Origin of the sequence: Loktanella sp. M215 (genome assembly GCF_021735925.1) — a bacterium.
Taxonomy (GTDB): domain Bacteria; phylum Pseudomonadota; class Alphaproteobacteria; order Rhodobacterales; family Rhodobacteraceae; genus Loktanella.
Map to the genome: position 1 here is coordinate 552,043 of NZ_WMEA01000001.1, position 17,016 is coordinate 569,058.

A 17,016-nucleotide genomic window follows, 5' to 3' on the forward strand; every position below is an offset into this window, starting at 1 on the left:
CCGTTGACTGGGTGCAAAATCTCGCGCGCGTAAATCGATAGTTAAGCCGATTCATCTGGGGGAGCTTCAGTGACTTGCGGGGCGAACCCGTCTTGACTGGGTACTTAAAAAGTCGTCCATCACAACGGTTGATCCCAAATAGACTGATTTCCGGGCTCTCTCATCGAACTGATGAATGCTAATCTTGGCTGGTATCAATCTAGTCGACGAGAGGGGCTGCCCCAAGTGGTTCTTCAGCACCCTGTTAGATCTGCTGACCTTCAGGCACGCTATCCAACAGTGCCGATATGAAGCGGGACCGGCTTAACTCCGATCCTGAGTAACGCTTTATGGCCGCGACGCTGACGATCCGCCCTGAGCGGCGAACCTTGATGTAGGTGGCGTCCAGCCAGAGGTAGGGCCACTCGCCCTCCAGCGGTCTGTTGAGGAAAGCGTCAACACGTTCGTCGATCTCGACGCATAGGCGCGAGACCTGGCTCTTGGAGGCGCCGGTCATGCCTATCGCTTCCACCAGATCATCGACTGAACGACTAGAAACGCCCCAAATGTAGGCTTCTTGGATCACAGCTGTCATCGCCTTTTTCGAGGCCCGACGGGGCTCAAGAAACTCCAGAAAATATGACCCCTTCCTCGATCGGTAGGTCAGTTTCGGAACTCAACCCTACCGGAGAACGTCCATGGCCGCTCAGAACCCGCGCGGGCTTCGCCTCAGCTACCCGAGGCTCAACTCCGCCCGCGCTACCGTCGGAATTACACCACGCCCCGAGGCACTATCCAAGCGTTGGTTTGTCGATGTGACGACCTTTGCAGAACTACAAATGGGCGCTATGACTACAGATAGCGAAACGTCATGGTGACTCTATCGCTAAGGGATAAGAGTCTCACACGAATATTAGGGTTATCTTCATGTCAAAAGACGAAAGGCGTAAATCTATTAATGAAGGTTTGAGTTCTGAAAATCTTAAGAAAGGCCTAAGCTCTGCGAATCTTCAATCAGCGCTGAGTAAACCGCCAGCTCCGTCTCGTGGTCAACCATCAGATACGGGTCAGAATCAGGGACCCTCAAATAATACGCAGAACGGTGACAAGTAATGTCGTTGAAGCGATGATGACAGATGATGTTGTCATATCGGCTTGCGCTGCATTGCTTTCCGCTTTTGCTGCTATTTTATCTGCGCTAGCTGCTGTAATCGGCTTGGGGTTCATTGGTTGGCAGATAAGGCAAGCGCGGAAAACTTCTGACTTTACAACGCTTCAGGCGTTCTTGAAGGATGCCAAGGATTGCGAAAATGCCTTAATGTCGGATAATCTAGGTGATGGACGAAAGGCGTTTATAGAACTCATGAATTTTCTGGAAATCTACGCAGTGGCCCTAAATAAGGGGCTAGTACCAAAAGTCAGTCGTGATGTTATTCGTCTAAAGTTATGCGATTCTTTAGCAGTTATACAGAATGCGCCAAAATGGCATGTCGTTTTGGAGGAGGCTATATCTAGTCCGGAAACCTTTGAGGAATTACAGAAATTTATGACCAAAAATAAGTGTAGAATCGTGGCATTGCAAAAAGCACAAGCGGCTCTCGATGCGCAAAAGGTAGATTTGCCAAGATAAAATATTATGGTGGCTTGATCCATTACCTATATTTGTATATAAGAGGTCAAATTTCTCAGAGTTTGGGGCCGAAATGGCGAAAACCATTGCAGATGTTTTTATCATTGAGACTCTTAACCCCGATGATGAAGGTAATGGTCGTTTCGAAGGGAGTAGTATTTCGCATCTACTCCGACTTCACGGGAAAATGCCAAGGTATAGATACGTTCGGACTCGAAAGTGCTTTGAGAGCGCTCTAAACGATTTTGGGGTATCGGGGTATCGTTATTTGCATATCTCGGCTCATGCAAATTCAGGTGGGATGGTTACTACAAACGATGAAGAGATAGCTTATGGTGAACTATCGGACCTACTTACGCCACACTTGAAGGGAAAGCGTCTATTTCTATCAGCTTGCGCAATGGTACATGATGATATGGCTAAGGCGATCATACCGAAGACTGGATGTTATTCTGTTGTGGGTCCTAGCGAAGATATTGAGTTTGCAACTGCAGCAGTATTTTGGCCGGCAATATACCATATGATGCTTTCTCAAAATGGTTCTGCGATGAAGCATCCGGAACTCAAGGAAAACCTTAGGCGGGTGACGGATCTATTCGGAGTTGATATTGGATACTATTCAATTTCTAAGAAGCTTAAACGCGGATATAGTCGAAACTTTCTGTTCAAGAACAAAACTAACTGACTGCGTTATGTGCGTTGAGCTGTTATATATTCTTCGTGCAGCGATCACTCTTTTTTTGCCTTCCAGACTATGTCGCGTCTTCGCCTTTGCAATCCTATCTTCAAGCTTCGTCGCATGCTCGTCGCTGAGACGCATCAACGCTGCGACATGGTTATCCGTGAATTCCTCGAAGTCGTCAGCCTGAACATCTTAGATCGCCGCGCAGGCGACAAATAGGCCGCAAAGCTGCGCCTCTAGTTCGCGCATCTTTGGGGCGCGGTTGGCGTGGATCACATCGCTGGGCAGTACGCCGCAGCAGTTTACCATGAGGTCATTCCCTATGACCGCCTCAAACAGCCGCCGCCAGATACTGTCCAAGGAATGGGGAGCACCTCAGGGACAAATGTAGCAGGTCCTGAGAGTTGTCATGTCGAGCTGTATCAAGACCTCGCCGGGAAGACGGGGATGGCAGGGATCTCGATGCGTTTCAGAGCAGTTTCAGGTGTACGTATGAAGTCGGCCAACGACCGGAGGCTTTGCTCGGCCGCCCCTTTGCCGAGAGCGCACTCCCAGACGACCGCAACCTTCCAGCCTGCTTCTTTTAATGCCTGCTGTGCTCTTGCATCCCTTGCGACGTTGGCATCAAACTTCCTTTGCCAAAATTCGGGCCTCGTAGACACAGTCGTCGTACGTGCGCAGCCGGAGTGCCGGTGCCAGAAACAGCCATGCACAAAGATCGCCGTGCGCCATTTGGTAAGAACGATGTCCGGAGATCCCGGAAGGGCCCGGACATCTAGGCGAAAGCGAAATCCGCCTGCATGCAGCGCCTGTCGTACTACAATTTCGGGTTTGGTATCCCTGCGGCCTATGGCCGCCATCATTCGCGAGCGAACATCGGGCGATACGACATCGACCATTTTGTTCCTTCCGTATGCTGGACCTGGTATGTGCCGACATTTCGAGGTTAGAAGAGCTTGCAGTAAAGGAAAAACGCATGAGCAGGCAATTCGGCATCATCGATCTCTTCGCGGGTCCAGGAGGACTTGGCGAAGGGTTTTCAGTTGCGGGCCGCGAAACTGACATCTCGATGAAAATTCACCTATCCATCGAGAAGGAGGCGACCGAGATCAGGACGCTCCGTCTTCGCTCATTCCTTCGCAATTTCGAGGACGGGTTTCCTGCACGCTACTACGAAGTACTGAACAACGACCTCGCCATGCCCGACTGGGGCATCCTAAACCCCTTCGAATGGGCGCGGGCGGAAAATGAAGTTCGCCAGCTGGAATTAGGGCGGCCCGGCGTGTTCGAGAAAATCACGGAGGTGCTGGATGAGGCGCGCGAAGGCTGCCACGGCGACACGATCCTGATCGGCGGCCCTCCCTGTCAGGCCTATTCCCTTGCGGGCAGGTCCCGGAACGCCGGCAAGGCCGGGTATGTCCCTGAAGAGGACAATCGCCATTTCCTCTACCGCGAATATGTCGCGATCCTGAACAGGCTGCGGCCCGCCGCCTTTGTCCTGGAAAACGTGAAGGGCATGATTTCAAGCAAGGTAGGTGGTGGCGATATTTTCCAGCGCGTGCTGGACGATCTCCGCGTTGCTGGGGATGGATACACGTTGCTCCCATTGGCCGCCCCGCGGGTGTCAGACGTTTTTGCCGCGACCGACTTCATCGTCCGGGCGGATGAGCATGGTGTGCCTCAGGCGCGACACCGGGTCTTCATTGTTGGTATCCGGAGCGACATCGCAATACCAGAGGGGACCGAGCCGCTGCTTCAGAAGGTCGATCACGCCGAGCGTGCCGACGTCTATTCGGTTATCGCCACGATGCCTCGCCTGCGCAGCGGTCTAAGCCGAGGTGGTGACGATTTTGACCGCTGGCAGTCGATCATACATGACCACGCCGATCGCATTATCGCCAGCAACGAGGTTCCCGACGATATTCGAGCCGCGATGCGGAAGCTCAAGGATAAAGGGCTCGCCACTGTAACTCAGCGCAGCTCGACGCGGAGCGCGGGAAACATTGCCGAGAGGCAGTCTGCGCTTGACGACTGGCTTCGTGACGCCTCGTTGGACCGCATCATGGGCCACGAGACGCGAGCACACATTCCGGGCGACCTAGGACGATACCTTTACGCTTCGCTTTTCGCGCAGGAACGCGACAAGTCGCCGAAACTGGGTGATTTCCCATCCTTCCTCCTTCCGGAGCACAAGAACAGGGACAGCGGGAAGTTCGTGGATCGTTTCCGTGTACAGATCGGAAGCCGTCCATCGAGCACCGTGACAAGTCACATCTCGAAGGATGGACATTATTTCATCCACCCGGATCCCGCACAGGTCCGGGCCTTGACGGTCCGTGAAGCCGCGCGTCTCCAGACTTTCCCGGACAACTACTTCTTCTGTGGAAACAGGACCAAGCAATACCATCAGGTCGGCAATGCCGTTCCTCCTTACTTAGCACTGCAGATCGCTCGGGTCGTACGCGATCTGGTCAATGGTTGACGGCAGACAGCCGTCACCTGAAAGGTGTCGGCTGCTTGATCACTTTAACTCCGGGACACCGCGCAGAGGCGTTCGTATGTGGATGCTGCGAACCTTTTCCCAGAAGTCTGCACCCTTTGCTATCTCTGAGAACTGCCGCCCACGTCCCCACTTCCTGAAGGCTGCGTTCACTTCGATTGCGCATTCCATACACACATCCAGCAGTTGCTTCGAAATGCCTTGCTGTAACCAAATCCGTTGCAGGTCGACACGATCACCAAGCTGCTCCGCCAGCAGCGACACTGTATAAGTCGCAATGTAGATGTACCCTTGCTGGAAGGTATGCTTCATGTCCTTCTTGCGAATTATCGCTTCGATGGCCTTGAGCAGCAGGACCTTAGCAATCATTTCTTTGAACCATATCTCGTTCAGCGGCCGCGGCACAATCGAAGGGTCCTCATCCAGCGCCGCCATGAATGCGGCAAAGTTCTTCTCTCCACCGAGTGCCACTTGGTATGGCAGCCCGCGCCATGCCTCGAGATACTTGGCAACATCGTTCTTGGTCAGTTTTCGCTTCGAAGGAATCTCATTCAGCATGTCCCTCTTCTGCGCAGGCGTCCGACCGCGCCTGAGAATTTCCACCTGATATGAACCGGCCGCTCGTTCGTAGAACCAGCGTCCGGTCCCGTCAGGGCACCAAGTCGCCTTAGATAACTTCTCCAGCTCAACATGAATTTGGCGGTTCGCAGAGAGGTCCGAGGTCTTCACCGCATTTTGGCTGTTGGCGTAACGGGAAATGTTGCCGATCAGCTTTTCCCTCCCCTCTGCTTCATCATTCTTCAGGATGATGATTTTCGCAGGTACACTGACTTTTGAGAGGTCGATCCCCTTGTTGTCACGTGTCGCGAAGTAGATGGAGGAACTTGTCTGACCGCCATTCACGATCTGCAGGCCACGCATACTCGCGACACCTGTCGTGCCGTCCTCTCTTTGGATCAACTGTGCATCGTCGCAGACGATCACGAGACCGTTGTTGAAGGCCATGAAGTGCCCCGGCTCTTCAGCTAAGGTCGCCGCAATTCCCTTGTTTACCTTGCTTCTCCCGCCGAGGAATGAGCGGACGTTTTTCTCTAGCAGCATAGTATTGTAGCGCTCGTAAAGGCTGCGGATGACCTCACCGGGAATTGCTGCGAGGGCATAGTCGTAGTCCAGTTCCGGCGCTGGTATGTGCACGCAGGGCAGTGGCATGCCGAGGATCTGCTCGAAGTTCAAAGCGATCTCGTCGCGCGGTTTTCCTGACGAGTGGCGGTACAAGCGCTCGACATCGATCAACTCGACTTGGACTATTCGCCCCTCGACATCTTGGGGCTTCAACCGTTTGGCCTTCGTGAGACCGTCCGTGAGAACGAAGATGCGGAACTGATCCAACTTTGGCCAATCCGTCTCTAGTACTTGGACGAGGCCCAAGATCTCGCTGGAGGGATCGAGCCGGTTGAGTAGCTTTCCGCGCGCGGCGCTGATCGCGAAGTTCAGGGTTTGCTTCGCGACCGCCGTAATTTCTGCTCCAGAGGCATCAGTAAGGGTATCGATTCCTAGGTAATGCGTGACAAATAGATCTATCCGAGTCTGATCGTCGGAGAGGGCATATCCGGAAATGCGTAGCGTCGCATTGCCGATCTTGCCGGTCCAATGACAGGTCTCCGGTTGCCCGGTGAGCCCCGCTTCTGAAATGTCGGTCATAACCAGTTCGCTGAAGACGAGGTCTTCCGACGGATAGTTCAAGTCAGGATCTTCGATCCGCTGGGTCACGGCTATCCGAACCCTTTCCATGAGATTGGCGTGAAACTCTTCCATTTCCATTTCAGTTCACCCCCAGCGTCCGGAGCATCTCCGCTTCCGTCCGGCACGCAGTTTCGATAGTTGCTAGGTCAAGATCGTAGCTGGCTGCCATGATCTGCGGCGGTAGCGAATCGCGGCGTAGGCATGGGAAATTTTCCTCCACCAAGAAACATGACTGTTCTGCGATAGCGAGCGGGCGGTCGTACGAGGCTTCGTGTTCCGCGAAGTATCGGCAGGCGAAGAGTATGGCTTGAAATCGTTGCGCCGCGCCACTGTCAAGCATTCTTATCTTCAAGCGCGCCACGAGATCGCGCAGTGCCTCCCCCTTCGGATCCTCGGAAAAACGCACGGCGACGAGGAACAGCGGCTCGCGGTCGCTGTCGAGTTGCTCTATGCTGTTGATCTTCGCTCTAAAGGTGCGGGTCGAAGCCGTCGCCTTCACTTCCACGGCACCAACTGCGACATGGAAGTCCTGTGCCGCTCGGAACGGTCCCTGCCACATGCCCAGAGCCATCTGAGCATCCCCGGTGCCGTTTAACAGTGTCTCGAGGAAGCATAGCTCGCCCTGCAATCCCGCCTGCTTCTCAGGTGATAGAGGTTTCGAGCGATCGGCGGACATGAAGACCTGCCAATCGGTCACGCGGCTCAGGAAGGCATCGAGCAATTCGGGCGCGCGCCCATGTGCATGCATTTCGACATGACGGAGCACGTCAACAGCCATCATGGTGAAGAGGTCGGATGCTCCTCCTGGTGCCCGTACCAAGGCTAGCATCGGCGCACCGCCTTCCAGCTGCCACTCGGAGATGCGCAACATATCAAAACCGGTGCCCTTGGGCAGCTTGAGCGTCGGCGGCAGCAAGTCCGAATGAACGCGGATCAAGATGCCCTCACGATTCCCAGGTGCCGCACGCCCCGCGAGTAGTCGGGCCTCCGGCAGATTAGCCAAAACGGAAACTCGCCACTGCAAGTTTTCGTCAAGGCCTGAGAGGGCTTTCCAGATCCGAGCGAGATCGAGTTCAGTCCACGTTGGCATTGATTGCCCCCCAAGCCACGGAAGTCGCCATGTAGTCGGCATTGCTGACGGTCCGGCGCGAGGCCGTGCCGGGGAAGCTGATTGCCCAAGCGAGAAGTGGCGGGTGCCCATCGAAGGCCATGCCACCGCTGCGGACGGGGTCGATCAGATAGAGGTTCAGCTGGCCTCGATTGCCGTTGGGCTTCAGCCCGTATCTCCTCCCCTCTGGCCCGAGAACAAACCGTATTGCAGTCCCGCGCGGCTCTGTCGGCTCCATTCGGTCCTGTCCGCGTTCGATATCGTCCCTCCATACCTTCCGCGTGTGCTCCAAAGCGGCGCTCCACTCGGGGTTTGTTAGCCCGATGGCCTCGTCCCAAGAGGAGATGAGCGTCTTGATAGAATGCCTTCCTTCCTCACGTCCGGTGAAGCTACGCTTAATCATACGGATGTCATGTCCGCCTAGGTTCGTTTCCGGCGGACCATCTCCAGTCCCGACCAGCGCGACTGTCCACTGCATCAACTCCCCGTCTCTGTTCACAGCGTCGATGAAATCCGCAATTAATGGGGAGACGACACGGAAGGATGCCGGATGCGTCCGGTACTCCCGCAGGAACTCGATAATATGATTTGAGCGCACACCCTGCCACCACCGACCGGTCCAGTTATGTCCTCCCGTATGGAACGATGGGCAACCCAGATCCATCCCATCACCCATTGCGCACACGAGGCGGTGTCCGGCATCGAGATTTACCTGAAGGATGTCGAGGGACTTCGCAAAGGTGATGGTCTGGAGCAGATCACCTGAATAGCTCAGAAATATGGGCTTGGCGCTCTTCATTTTGGCGCGGGAGGTGATCGTCATCGTGGAATGCGATTTGACACGGAGCCCGAACTCGCGGGGCGTTGCCCCCATGGCCGCCATGTTATCGAACTCCTCGCGCAGCTCTTCCGAGGCCTCTGCGATATGGCCGAACCACTGGATCATCTCGTCCGTCGTATAGAGGCGGCACACATCGAGATATCCGTCTCGATAGCCGAACCAGCGCCCCATTTGCATCAGCGTATCGTACATACGCGCCGAGCGCAGGAAATAGCTCGTGCAAAGCCCCTCCAGCGTGAGGCCCCGAGCCAGTTTGTCACCGCCCACGGCGATTACCTTCAGGCCGGTGTGCTCGTTGTCGGCGTAGTCGAGGGCTTCCTTGGCTGACCCGTTGATCTCGCGTACCTCAATGTCTTCAAGTACGTCAGGTAGCACCTCCCGCACCTCATCCCACGAGAATGTTCGGTTCTTTGCCTCGTCCAGGAATGCTTCCCTGATTTCTGCCATGTCGGCGCTGAACTTGCGCTCGTATTCGTCTCGCATCATCGGCTCTGCTTCTTCCAGCCCGATCCCGCGTTTCCAACGCCGCTCCAGCTGGCGGTGGTACGCAGCAACCTGCGCCACGACGTCCTTCTGGACAGATGTGAAGCGCGAGACGTGAACCAGCATGGAGGTATGCTTGGCACCTTGCCCCCTTAGCTTGCGGATCGCGCAGGCATAGACGAAGGAGCGAATCGCTTCCTCGAGGCTGTCGGGAAGTCGAGCTTGGCCGCCGATCATCGGGTGGTAGCCATTCTTGTGGCCCATCGGGATCCATTCGGAAAAGTCTTCCAGCTTGAGACCTTGCACGAGTGGTAATTCCTCAGCGGTGGAGCGCGACGTTCCGAAGACCCTTCCTGGGCCGACGTAGTTCGAGGATGCCGCAAGGTTGTTGATGAAGGCGGCCGGGAACAAGTCCGGTCCATGTGCCTCTGTCCGCCCCTTGTCATGGATGAAGATGTTGGCGAAGGGCGTTGCGGTGTAGCCCACGTACGCCTTGCGGGTGAAGCTGTGTAAGATGCGACGGATCAGCCGGTTAATCGTTGTCGGATCGTGTTCGGTGTCCACATTGCCCAGATCGTCGACAGGCTTTTCGCCGGTATCGACTGAACCTTGGTCGGACTCGTCGTCGATGACCAAAAGAGGCAGTTTTGATACGAGCCGCCGTTTCGTATCCGTCTCCTCGGTGTCCCAAGCGTGGTTGTCGATCCAGTACTGCAAGCGCTCTAGAACAGTCTTGTTTTTCTTAACCACGAAAAGCCAAGGCTTCTGCTCGGGGCTGATAGCTAGGCTGTTCGCGCGTTGCTTAGTGAAATCACCCTTGTCGCTGCGATTGGTTGCACAATTAGGGCGAATGTCCAGATCGCTGTCCAGCAACCCGACGCCCACACGCGGCAGTTCGTCCACGTTGACGAGTGTCGCATAGCCCAAGAAACCTTCATCGAGTCGGATTTGGGTTTGGGCGCGCAAGTTGTTGTGCAACCCGGCAAGCACGATGATGATTTTGTATCCTGCATCCGCCGCCTTGCAGATCAGACCGGTGTAGTTGCCTGTCTTCCCGGACTGGACATGCCCTACGACTAATCCGCGTCGATCCCATGCGCCGGGGCGTTTCGGATCCTCGAGATTGCCCAAGATGTCGTCAGTATCGCGATCCAGCCCCTCGACTGCCGAAATTGGTAGTCGCCCTTCAAGGTGGTCCGAATATCGCGGCCAGTATTTCCAGCCCTTCTTGCGCTCTGCGTTCAGCCAGTCTTCATGGTCCTCGCCATTCTTCAGCGTCGCACTCTGCCCTGCGCTGCGGCTGAACCTTCGGATCAATTCAAGCGTAACCTCTTCTCGATCAACAGCTTCGAAGGCGTCTTCCAACAGCACTTCGACCTTGGCGAGCTGTAGCTCGATCAATGCCGGCGTAACGTCGTCACCCGTCTTCCTTACGTGTCGGTCGAGGAGCGTCTGCGCCATCTTGAGCACATCTTGGAATACATTCTGCATGTCCGGTCCCGTTCAGTCGTTGAGGAGCAAAGTGACAAGCTCCGGCTTTTCGTCGAATGGAGGAGTGCGACCCAGTCGGGCGATTGCCTCTTCCTCGGGCATGCCCCGGTCCTCGACAAAGGCAGCGAAAAGTTCCCGCATGACCTCTAGAATTTCTGCGTCCCTTTCGTCGAGCAAGCTGCTGCGAGGCGGTTCGTCGCGCTCGGTGGTGTCGAGCCAGATCCGTTGAACCGGCACTGTACCCTCTACTAGCTTCAGCAGGGCTTCTACCTCCCGTCGGTGCGTTCCCGCGCTGCGCAGCACGGATTCCACAAGCGGATGACTTCGTGGGATGCGATATATCGTTCCGTCCTGCTTGCGGATCGATTCCCAGATTGCGGGCAATCCCTCCTTTGTGCTGCCGGATGCTGCCACAAGGCGTCCACGATGCGCAAAGACACTGCGCGCTCGCGCTCGCGCTTCCAGCGCAATCTTGGCCAAATGCGGACGCAGCGTAACAGGTGGCGTCGCGGTGGATTTGAGGATGTCAACTTTCCAAGCGGCATCGGCAGTGTTCGGGATGTCGAGCATGATCCGGGCAAGACGGTGCGGTTCATCACGCGTCAGCTGTCTACCACGCTCGTCCTTCAACCGAAGCCAGCCGCCGAGGGCAATTAGTCTCCTGTTGCGATATATGTAGAAGCCTTGCTGTGCCGCCCATCCAGCGGGCCCGGCAGCGCCTATCATTTCCCTCTCTGACTTCAGCATATCCTTGTGCGGGAGGATGTGCATTTGGACCGTCACACCGGTGCCATGGCCCATACGCAGCAGTGTTCCTTCGTATGCCTTGCCGGGGTGGCCGGTCATGAAAGGGTCCCAAGTTTTCACCTCACGCCCGTTGATAATGAGACAAACGGATTGATCCGCGATTAGGCGGTGGAAAGTCATCGCGAGATGCGCTTCGATTCCTTCTGCGAGTTCATGGAAGTCGTTCTCGGTAAAACCGTCGACCACCAATCTGTCAAGTTCTTCCCAGAGCACCACCGTCCCGTTCTTGGAAGGCTTTACGCTCTTCAAGATGGCTTCGCTTTCATCAGCTGGACCTTCATGGAGGGACCATTCCGCGCCCTCCTCATTCTGGAGAAGATTGAGGTCCCAGCGAAGGCAGGTCTGGGGGTGTCCATGCTTCCGACTCGAAACAGTCAGCCGTCGTGCTTGAGAAAAACTGGCAGTTTTCAGCCCCATGCCGAACCGTCCGAGGTCATTGTCTGCTCGAGTTTCGCGCGCGTCCTTGGCGCCAAGCTGAAGCGCACGTTCGAGTTCCATGTCCGACATACCCACCCCATCATCGGTAATGGCCAACCAGCTCGACTGTCCCGCCCAATGGAGGTGAATGTTGACCGTGCTCGCATGAGCCGAAATCGAGTTGTCGATGATATCGGCGATAGCCGTTGAGGGAGAATAGCCGAGACCTCTCAACGCTTCGACCATTGCCGCGGCACGAGGCGGCGCCTGACGCGTTCGACCGGTCATGTCGCCGACCTAGTGAAAAAAGAGGTCACAAGGAAATCCGGCATTTTCATGTTTTTTGGGAATGATTGGAGGCAGGTAGGCATGAGTTGCTTGCCACTGCTTTCAATTTCAAGATGACCATTGAAATTCAATATGATACGTTCTCTTCTCGTCCGTTGCAAAATGACATTATCAGACGCAAAAAATCTTCGGCGTCACCATACCAGACGAAATCCATGAAATCCTCGGGCTCGCACCAAAAAGCCCGGTCTTTTATGGCATCTCTCAGTGAGGAGCGCAGCTTTCGATCATGGAAGGTACCTTCGACCGATTGCAACAGGTCGGAAAGTGCCGCGTCGTCGCAGCCACCTTGATCGATTACCTTTTCGACCCAAGCCTCAGCTCTTTCGGGCGAAATGGACCAAACCCTGATATCGTTCAGCTCAAAGCCCGGGGGGGCTGTGTGGCGTTTTCTGCTGACCTTTTCAGTGGGTAACTCATATGGTGGATGTTGCTCCACCCCCAGCAGGTCTGGCGCGTCAATTTCTCCATCCTCATCGAAACTGAAAGACCAGTAATCTTCCGTTGCGTCCGCAACGACGTGATGGGCAGCTTCGGCAGCCACATTGACGCCGCTCCAAGTTCGACCAGACGTCGCTAATGTGGGTGCTTCTTCGTCAAATTCAAAATCGACGTGGATGTCCGGCAATGTGTAGATCAGTCCGAGGCCGGAGGGAGCCGCCACTTCGGTTTCTATTGGTACGTCGTTTTGATTGTTTTTGGGATCAAGCTCATAATCCAGAAGATCATCGTCCAAGCTGCCCAGAAGGCAGTCCTCACTCCCTGTCTCCGAGGCAACAGTTGGGGCGCCGAAGGGGCTCAACCCCGAAATCAGATCGCCTTCAGATGTGTTCTGCAAAAAGGACCAAGCATTGTCATGCCCTTTTCTGGCTGCCATTTCGTAAGGCGTCAATCCCATCGAGTTCTCGACGTGTGTCTTCGCTCCGTGTGAGACTAAAATCCGTCCCAATTCTAAGTCGTGACAAGAGACGGCGATATGCAGAGCCGTGTCACCATGATAGCTAATTGCGTCGATCCTGCCATCGCTCAGTATTTCAGCAACGACCGCACGATCGCCGCGCATCAACGCTACAGCCTCTGCAGCCGTAAGGCTTGATTTGAGAAACTGCAGTTCTTCTGCCGGCGGCACGCTGGCCCGAGCATGAAGTTCTATGTTGGTTCGTACGGAAGTGTTGGCATCTGGACTGGACGAAGCAACGTTTCCTGACAAAGTCGATTGAGGGGCAACTGCATCAGGATAGTTGGCACCCTTTGCTAGCCGTCCCGTCAGGACCTGCCTTAGTGCACTTACGAATATCCTTGATGCCTTCATTGCGCCAACCATGCCTTAGAATGACTTGTATGAATAGTAGAGGTATTCTCCCGATAAGAGAAAAAGGGTTGAAGTTCTTGGGGGATCCTGAACAACGCTCCTGAAGGAAGTCAATTCGTCTTCGCTTACGCGACACCCACAAGGAAAGATGGTGTGGACTTAGGGATAGTCACTTGCCCCAGTCAAGGTCGATATCGGGCCTTTCGTAATAAGTTAGCATCCAAGCCTTGCAACTTGCCCGGTGTTTTTGTTTTCAGGTTAATGGGCCCATCGTTGCGCTCCCCGTTCCGCTTTTCGCTCCAGAAGCCTTCCTCGGCATCCCAGCTCCAACCGCCATCACGATACCGCTGGTCTAGGCGGGACCATTACTCCTCCACATGATGAAAAACCGAGGTCGTCTCGATTGCGCCGAGGTCGGTGATGTCAATTGCGATGTGCCCGACTGGCTCTTCGGCATCAATGGGCGTGTACTGGTCTCACTCTGAGAGAATTTCCTTCGCTTGGTTGTCGCGAGCAATGACCGTATCGCAAGTCTCGGTCCGAACCAGATCTCGGCGGATGTTGATGAGGTCGAGCATGTTTATGTCACTGGCGTGCCCCCAACAGGTGGTCTAGTTTGAAGGCTAATGCAGCGTCGGTCTTTGGTCTGTCGGGACAATGCTGTCGGTGCTGGCGGTCAATATCCTACTGGACTGGCCTGCGGCCAACGCGCGCGAGAACCTACGGCTGGACTTCAAGACGAATATGGCTTGGGATCGGGAGCGTGCGGCACCTGCTTTCGCTAACCTTTCTGCTAACCACTTGGCGGACCGTTGCAATCTAAGTCACTGATATTGCTTTTTGTGCCTGACGTTATGGCGCTCTTCGTTTCCGCCAGATCACGTGGCCGGTGGCTTCTTGTCGTGAGGCGCTTCTGGATCTGGACCAGTGCGAAGATAGGCTCTGGCCGCTTCTATATGGCACTGCCAATTATCCTTCCAATAGCATCCACAGCTTTAAGCGCAGGATCGGTGTCAACGTGCGCGTATCGTGCTGTCGTTTGCGTTTGAGTGTGACCAAGCAGCCGCCCGATAATGGGGAGTGCGATTCCTTGTCCAACCGCGATACTTGCTGCGGTGTGTCGCAGGTCGTGGATGCGCAAGTCTGCTAATTCAGCCTCCTTACAAATTAAGGCCCAAGGCTTAGATATGTTAACAATGCACTGGCCCAATTTCCTTCCGGGAAACACAAATTTGGATGTATGGTCCCGTGAGGTAACCTTTTGATTTCTAAGGATGGCGACAGCCTCACTACTAAGAAACAATGGCTTCGCGCCAGTCTTGCTGTCGGGCAGTGCTATGATGCGGCGATCCCAGTCGATCCAGTCCCACTCACATGAGGTAATTTCACTGCGGCGAGCCCCAATCAGCAGAAGCAAGCGAAACAGATTGGCCATGTCTGGCCAAATGATGCCATCATCGACGAGTTTGGAGAGGGTCGCCCCAAGTCTATGGATTTCAGGCTGCGAAAGATAGCGTTCCCGCTTACCTTCAGGATGCCGGCGCACATATTGGCAGGGATTCGTTCCTTGTGTCCGCCAATCCCACATTTCAGCGAGCGTCATCATCCGGGATAGAACAGCGACAGCGCGGTTTCCCTGGTAGGGGGTGTCCTTCATCGCGCTGTGCATTCGGTCCACGTCTGCGCGTGAAACGTCTACAACGCGACGCTGGCCAAACATCGGTTGAAGTGTGTTCTTCCAGAGTGCGCGATAATCGCGAGCTGTAGTCGTTTTAAGTCGCGTCATTTCACCAGCATCAAAGCGCAGCCATAAATCTGTCAGGCTGGGTTCTTGTCGTCGCTGCATCTTGTCGCCTTGTGGGTCCTCGCCGCGTGCAACAGCGGTTGCATACTCACGGGCAATGTTGCGAGCACTTTCAAGTGGGATTTCGCCATGCGATCCGATGGATATCCAGCGAGACGTAGCCCGCCTGCCACCGCCGTGAGAGCGGTACTTGAATAAGTAGTTCGCCCTGAATAAGTCACAAGCGTATGATTTTGCTCGTAGATTTCGTAAAAACTGTGGCAGATAATTGCAGGGTTTCGTATGCTGGGTCGCGAAACCTTGCAAATTCCGGAGCCGAGATGAAGCCTCATCCCCGCACTGACGAGCAGGACGATCTCCTGCGTCCCCGCCTGACTGAGATGATCGATCTTCGCCACGCATTGGCGAAACTGGAAAAGCTGATTGACTGGGAGTTCTTCGAAACCGAATGGGCCAGTTTCTTTCCCGCCACGACAGGGCGGCCAGCAACATCGCCGCGCCTGGTCGCGGGGCTGCTGTATCTCCAACATGCCTATCGTCTGTCCGACGACGCCGTCGTCGCCCGATGGGTCGAGAACCCTTACTACCAGCACTTCACCGGTGAGACATTCTTCCAGCACCGCCCCCCTGTCGATCCGTCCTGCTTGACCCGCTGGCGTCAGCTGATCGGAGAGGAAGGGGCCGAGTGGCTGCTGACCAAGACGATTGAAGCTGGGGTCACGTCCGGGGCCGTGGAGGATCGCAGTCTCGCGCGCATTGCCGTGGACACGACGGTGATGGAGAAGAACATCGCGCATCCAACGGATGCGCGCCTGTATGAAAAGGCACGTCGCCAGCTTGTGGCCTTGGCCCAAGAAGGCGAGATCACGCTGCGGCAGAACTACAATCGACTGGCACCCCGCCTCGCAATGCAGATCGGGCGCTACGCCCACGCCCGGCAATTCAAGCGCATGCGCAAAGCCCTGAAAAAGTTGAAGGGCTACACCGGCCGCATCCTGCGCGACATCCGCCGTCAGCTCGAGAAAATTCCGGGTGGCGCCTTCCGTGAGCGTGCTCTGGACACCCTCGTGCTCGTCAGTCGCCTGCTGCATCAGAACCCAAAGAGCCATGGCAAGATTTACGCCCTGCATGAACCCGAGGTCGACTGCATCTCCAAAGGCAAGGCCCGCAAGCGCTATGAGTTCGGGACCAAGGTCAGCCTCGGCCACTACCATCGACGAGGGCTTCGTCGTCGGCATGCGCGCCCTGCCGGGCAATCCCTACGATGGGCATACTTTGCCCGAAGCCCTGGAGCAGGTCGCGATCCTGACCGGTCGGTCTCCGGATCTGGCCGTCGTGGACCGCGGCTATCGCGGCCACGGTGTATCGACGACAAAAGTGCTGATCAGCGGCACGCGCCGGGGCCTGACGCCAAAGTTGAAGACACTGCTGAGGCGGCGCAGCGCCATAGAACCAGAGATTGGACACATGAAAACTGACGGACGTCTGTCGCGATGCCCGCTCAAGGGGACGTTCGGCGATGCGGTCTTCGCCGTGCTCTGTGGTTGCGGCCACAACATCCGCAAGATCCTGGCCCACCTCAGGGCTTTGTTGTCCCTCATCCTGACCGCATTATGCGCCGCCGCAACGGACAGGATCAGGCCGGCAAACTGCTAACTTGTCGCCGGATCGTGTTGTTCAGCGTGAACTAAGTAACGCTTCTTACCGGATTGAAGTATCTTCACACCAAATCCTGCAAGGGAACTATCCCATAAGTAAGTCGCCTTTGTTGGATCGTTTTTTGCTTCATCAATCCGACGTTTTGTCAGTTTCACTGGGAGCCTCGAAGTTGTTGAAAATTGATCATGGCAACCACCCAGCAACCACTTGGC

The 17,016-nt window shown here is 55.4% G+C and carries 10 protein-coding genes and 2 pseudogenes; 4 read left to right on the forward strand and 8 right to left on the reverse strand.

Translation table 11 applies throughout. The features are described 5' to 3' along the window. Positions 1-328 precede the first annotated feature (328 nt). Positions 329-655: pseudogene (locus GLR48_RS02710) on the reverse strand (transposase); the annotation flags it as partial. A gap of 426 nt (positions 656-1,081) precedes the next feature. Here GLR48_RS02710 and GLR48_RS02715 point away from each other — a divergent pair. Together GLR48_RS02715 and GLR48_RS02720 are read left to right on the forward strand one after the other, a co-directional pair. After that, on the forward strand, positions 1,082-1,609 hold the full coding sequence (locus GLR48_RS02715) for a hypothetical protein (RefSeq protein WP_237058445.1): 528 nt from the start codon (positions 1,082-1,084) through the stop codon (positions 1,607-1,609). 73 nt (positions 1,610-1,682) lie between these two features. Beyond that, the gene (locus GLR48_RS02720; RefSeq protein ID WP_237058446.1) at positions 1,683-2,294 is read left to right on the forward strand and encodes a hypothetical protein; all 612 of its coding nucleotides are present in this window, start codon (positions 1,683-1,685) and stop codon (positions 2,292-2,294) included. Positions 2,295-2,713: 419 nt separating this feature from the next. On the opposite strand, the gene GLR48_RS02725 is transcribed toward GLR48_RS02720, so the two are convergent. Then, the gene (locus GLR48_RS02725; protein ID WP_237058448.1) at positions 2,714-3,190 is read right to left on the reverse strand and encodes a very short patch repair endonuclease; all 477 of its coding nucleotides are present in this window, start codon (positions 3,188-3,190) and stop codon (positions 2,714-2,716) included. A gap of 77 nt (positions 3,191-3,267) precedes the next feature. On the opposite strand from GLR48_RS02725, the gene GLR48_RS02730 reads away from it, so the two are divergent. Further along, complete coding sequence (locus GLR48_RS02730) at positions 3,268-4,773, forward strand: DNA cytosine methyltransferase (RefSeq protein ID WP_237058449.1); 1,506 nt, start codon at positions 3,268-3,270, stop codon at positions 4,771-4,773. A gap of 39 nt (positions 4,774-4,812) precedes the next feature. Here the strand turns inward: GLR48_RS02730 and GLR48_RS02735 are convergent, their stop codons facing one another. The 6 genes from GLR48_RS02735 to GLR48_RS02760 form a co-directional block, all read right to left on the reverse strand. After that, the gene (locus GLR48_RS02735; protein ID WP_237058451.1) at positions 4,813-6,612 is read right to left on the reverse strand and encodes an AIPR family protein; all 1,800 of its coding nucleotides are present in this window, start codon (positions 6,610-6,612) and stop codon (positions 4,813-4,815) included. A gap of 1 nt (position 6,613) precedes the next feature. Next, a complete protein-coding gene (locus GLR48_RS02740) occupies positions 6,614-7,666 on the reverse strand; it encodes a PD-(D/E)XK motif protein (RefSeq protein ID WP_336886610.1) in 1,053 nt (350 codons plus the stop codon). Next, on the reverse strand, positions 7,608-10,457 hold the full coding sequence (locus GLR48_RS02745) for a Z1 domain-containing protein (protein ID WP_237058455.1): 2,850 nt from the start codon (positions 10,455-10,457) through the stop codon (positions 7,608-7,610). Before GLR48_RS02745 ends, GLR48_RS02740 begins: the two co-directional genes overlap by 59 nt. Before the next feature lie 12 nt (positions 10,458-10,469). Then, positions 10,470-11,969 (reverse strand): ATP-binding protein, encoded by a 1,500-nt coding sequence (locus GLR48_RS02750; protein ID WP_237058457.1) that lies wholly within the window; start codon positions 11,967-11,969, stop codon positions 10,470-10,472. Between the two features lie 127 nt (positions 11,970-12,096). Next, entirely contained in the window at positions 12,097-13,353 is a 1,257-nt protein-coding gene (locus GLR48_RS02755) for an ankyrin repeat domain-containing protein (protein ID WP_237058459.1), read from the reverse strand. A gap of 940 nt (positions 13,354-14,293) precedes the next feature. Further along, positions 14,294-15,547 carry a site-specific integrase gene (locus tag GLR48_RS02760; protein ID WP_272911362.1) on the reverse strand — a complete coding sequence of 418 codons (1,254 nt, stop codon included), beginning with the start codon at positions 15,545-15,547 and terminating at the stop codon, positions 14,294-14,296. Here GLR48_RS02760 and GLR48_RS02765 point away from each other — a divergent pair. After that, positions 15,466-16,801, forward strand: a pseudogene (locus GLR48_RS02765) (IS5 family transposase). The gene GLR48_RS02760 and the pseudogene GLR48_RS02765 overlap by 82 nt on opposite strands. Positions 16,802-17,016 lie beyond the last annotated feature (215 nt).

Coding starts and splice junctions, on each gene's coding strand:
- GLR48_RS02720 (WP_237058446.1), top strand. CDS start 1,683: ATGGCGAAAACCATTGCAGATGTTTTTATCATTGAGACTCTTAACCCC.
- GLR48_RS02725 (WP_237058448.1), bottom strand. CDS start 3,190: ATGGTCGATGTCGTATCGCCCGATGTTCGCTCGCGAATGATGGCGGCC.
- GLR48_RS02730 (WP_237058449.1), top strand. CDS start 3,268: ATGAGCAGGCAATTCGGCATCATCGATCTCTTCGCGGGTCCAGGAGGA.
- GLR48_RS02735 (WP_237058451.1), bottom strand. CDS start 6,612: ATGGAAATGGAAGAGTTTCACGCCAATCTCATGGAAAGGGTTCGGATA.
- GLR48_RS02740 (WP_336886610.1), bottom strand. CDS start 7,666: ATGCCGACTACATGGCGACTTCCGTGGCTTGGGGGGCAATCAATGCCA.
- GLR48_RS02745 (WP_237058455.1), bottom strand. CDS start 10,457: ATGCAGAATGTATTCCAAGATGTGCTCAAGATGGCGCAGACGCTCCTC.
- GLR48_RS02750 (WP_237058457.1), bottom strand. CDS start 11,969: ATGACCGGTCGAACGCGTCAGGCGCCGCCTCGTGCCGCGGCAATGGTC.
- GLR48_RS02755 (WP_237058459.1), bottom strand. CDS start 13,353: ATGGTTGGCGCAATGAAGGCATCAAGGATATTCGTAAGTGCACTAAGG.
- GLR48_RS02760 (WP_272911362.1), bottom strand. CDS start 15,547: ATGCGTGGCGAAGATCGATCATCTCAGTCAGGCGGGGACGCAGGAGAT.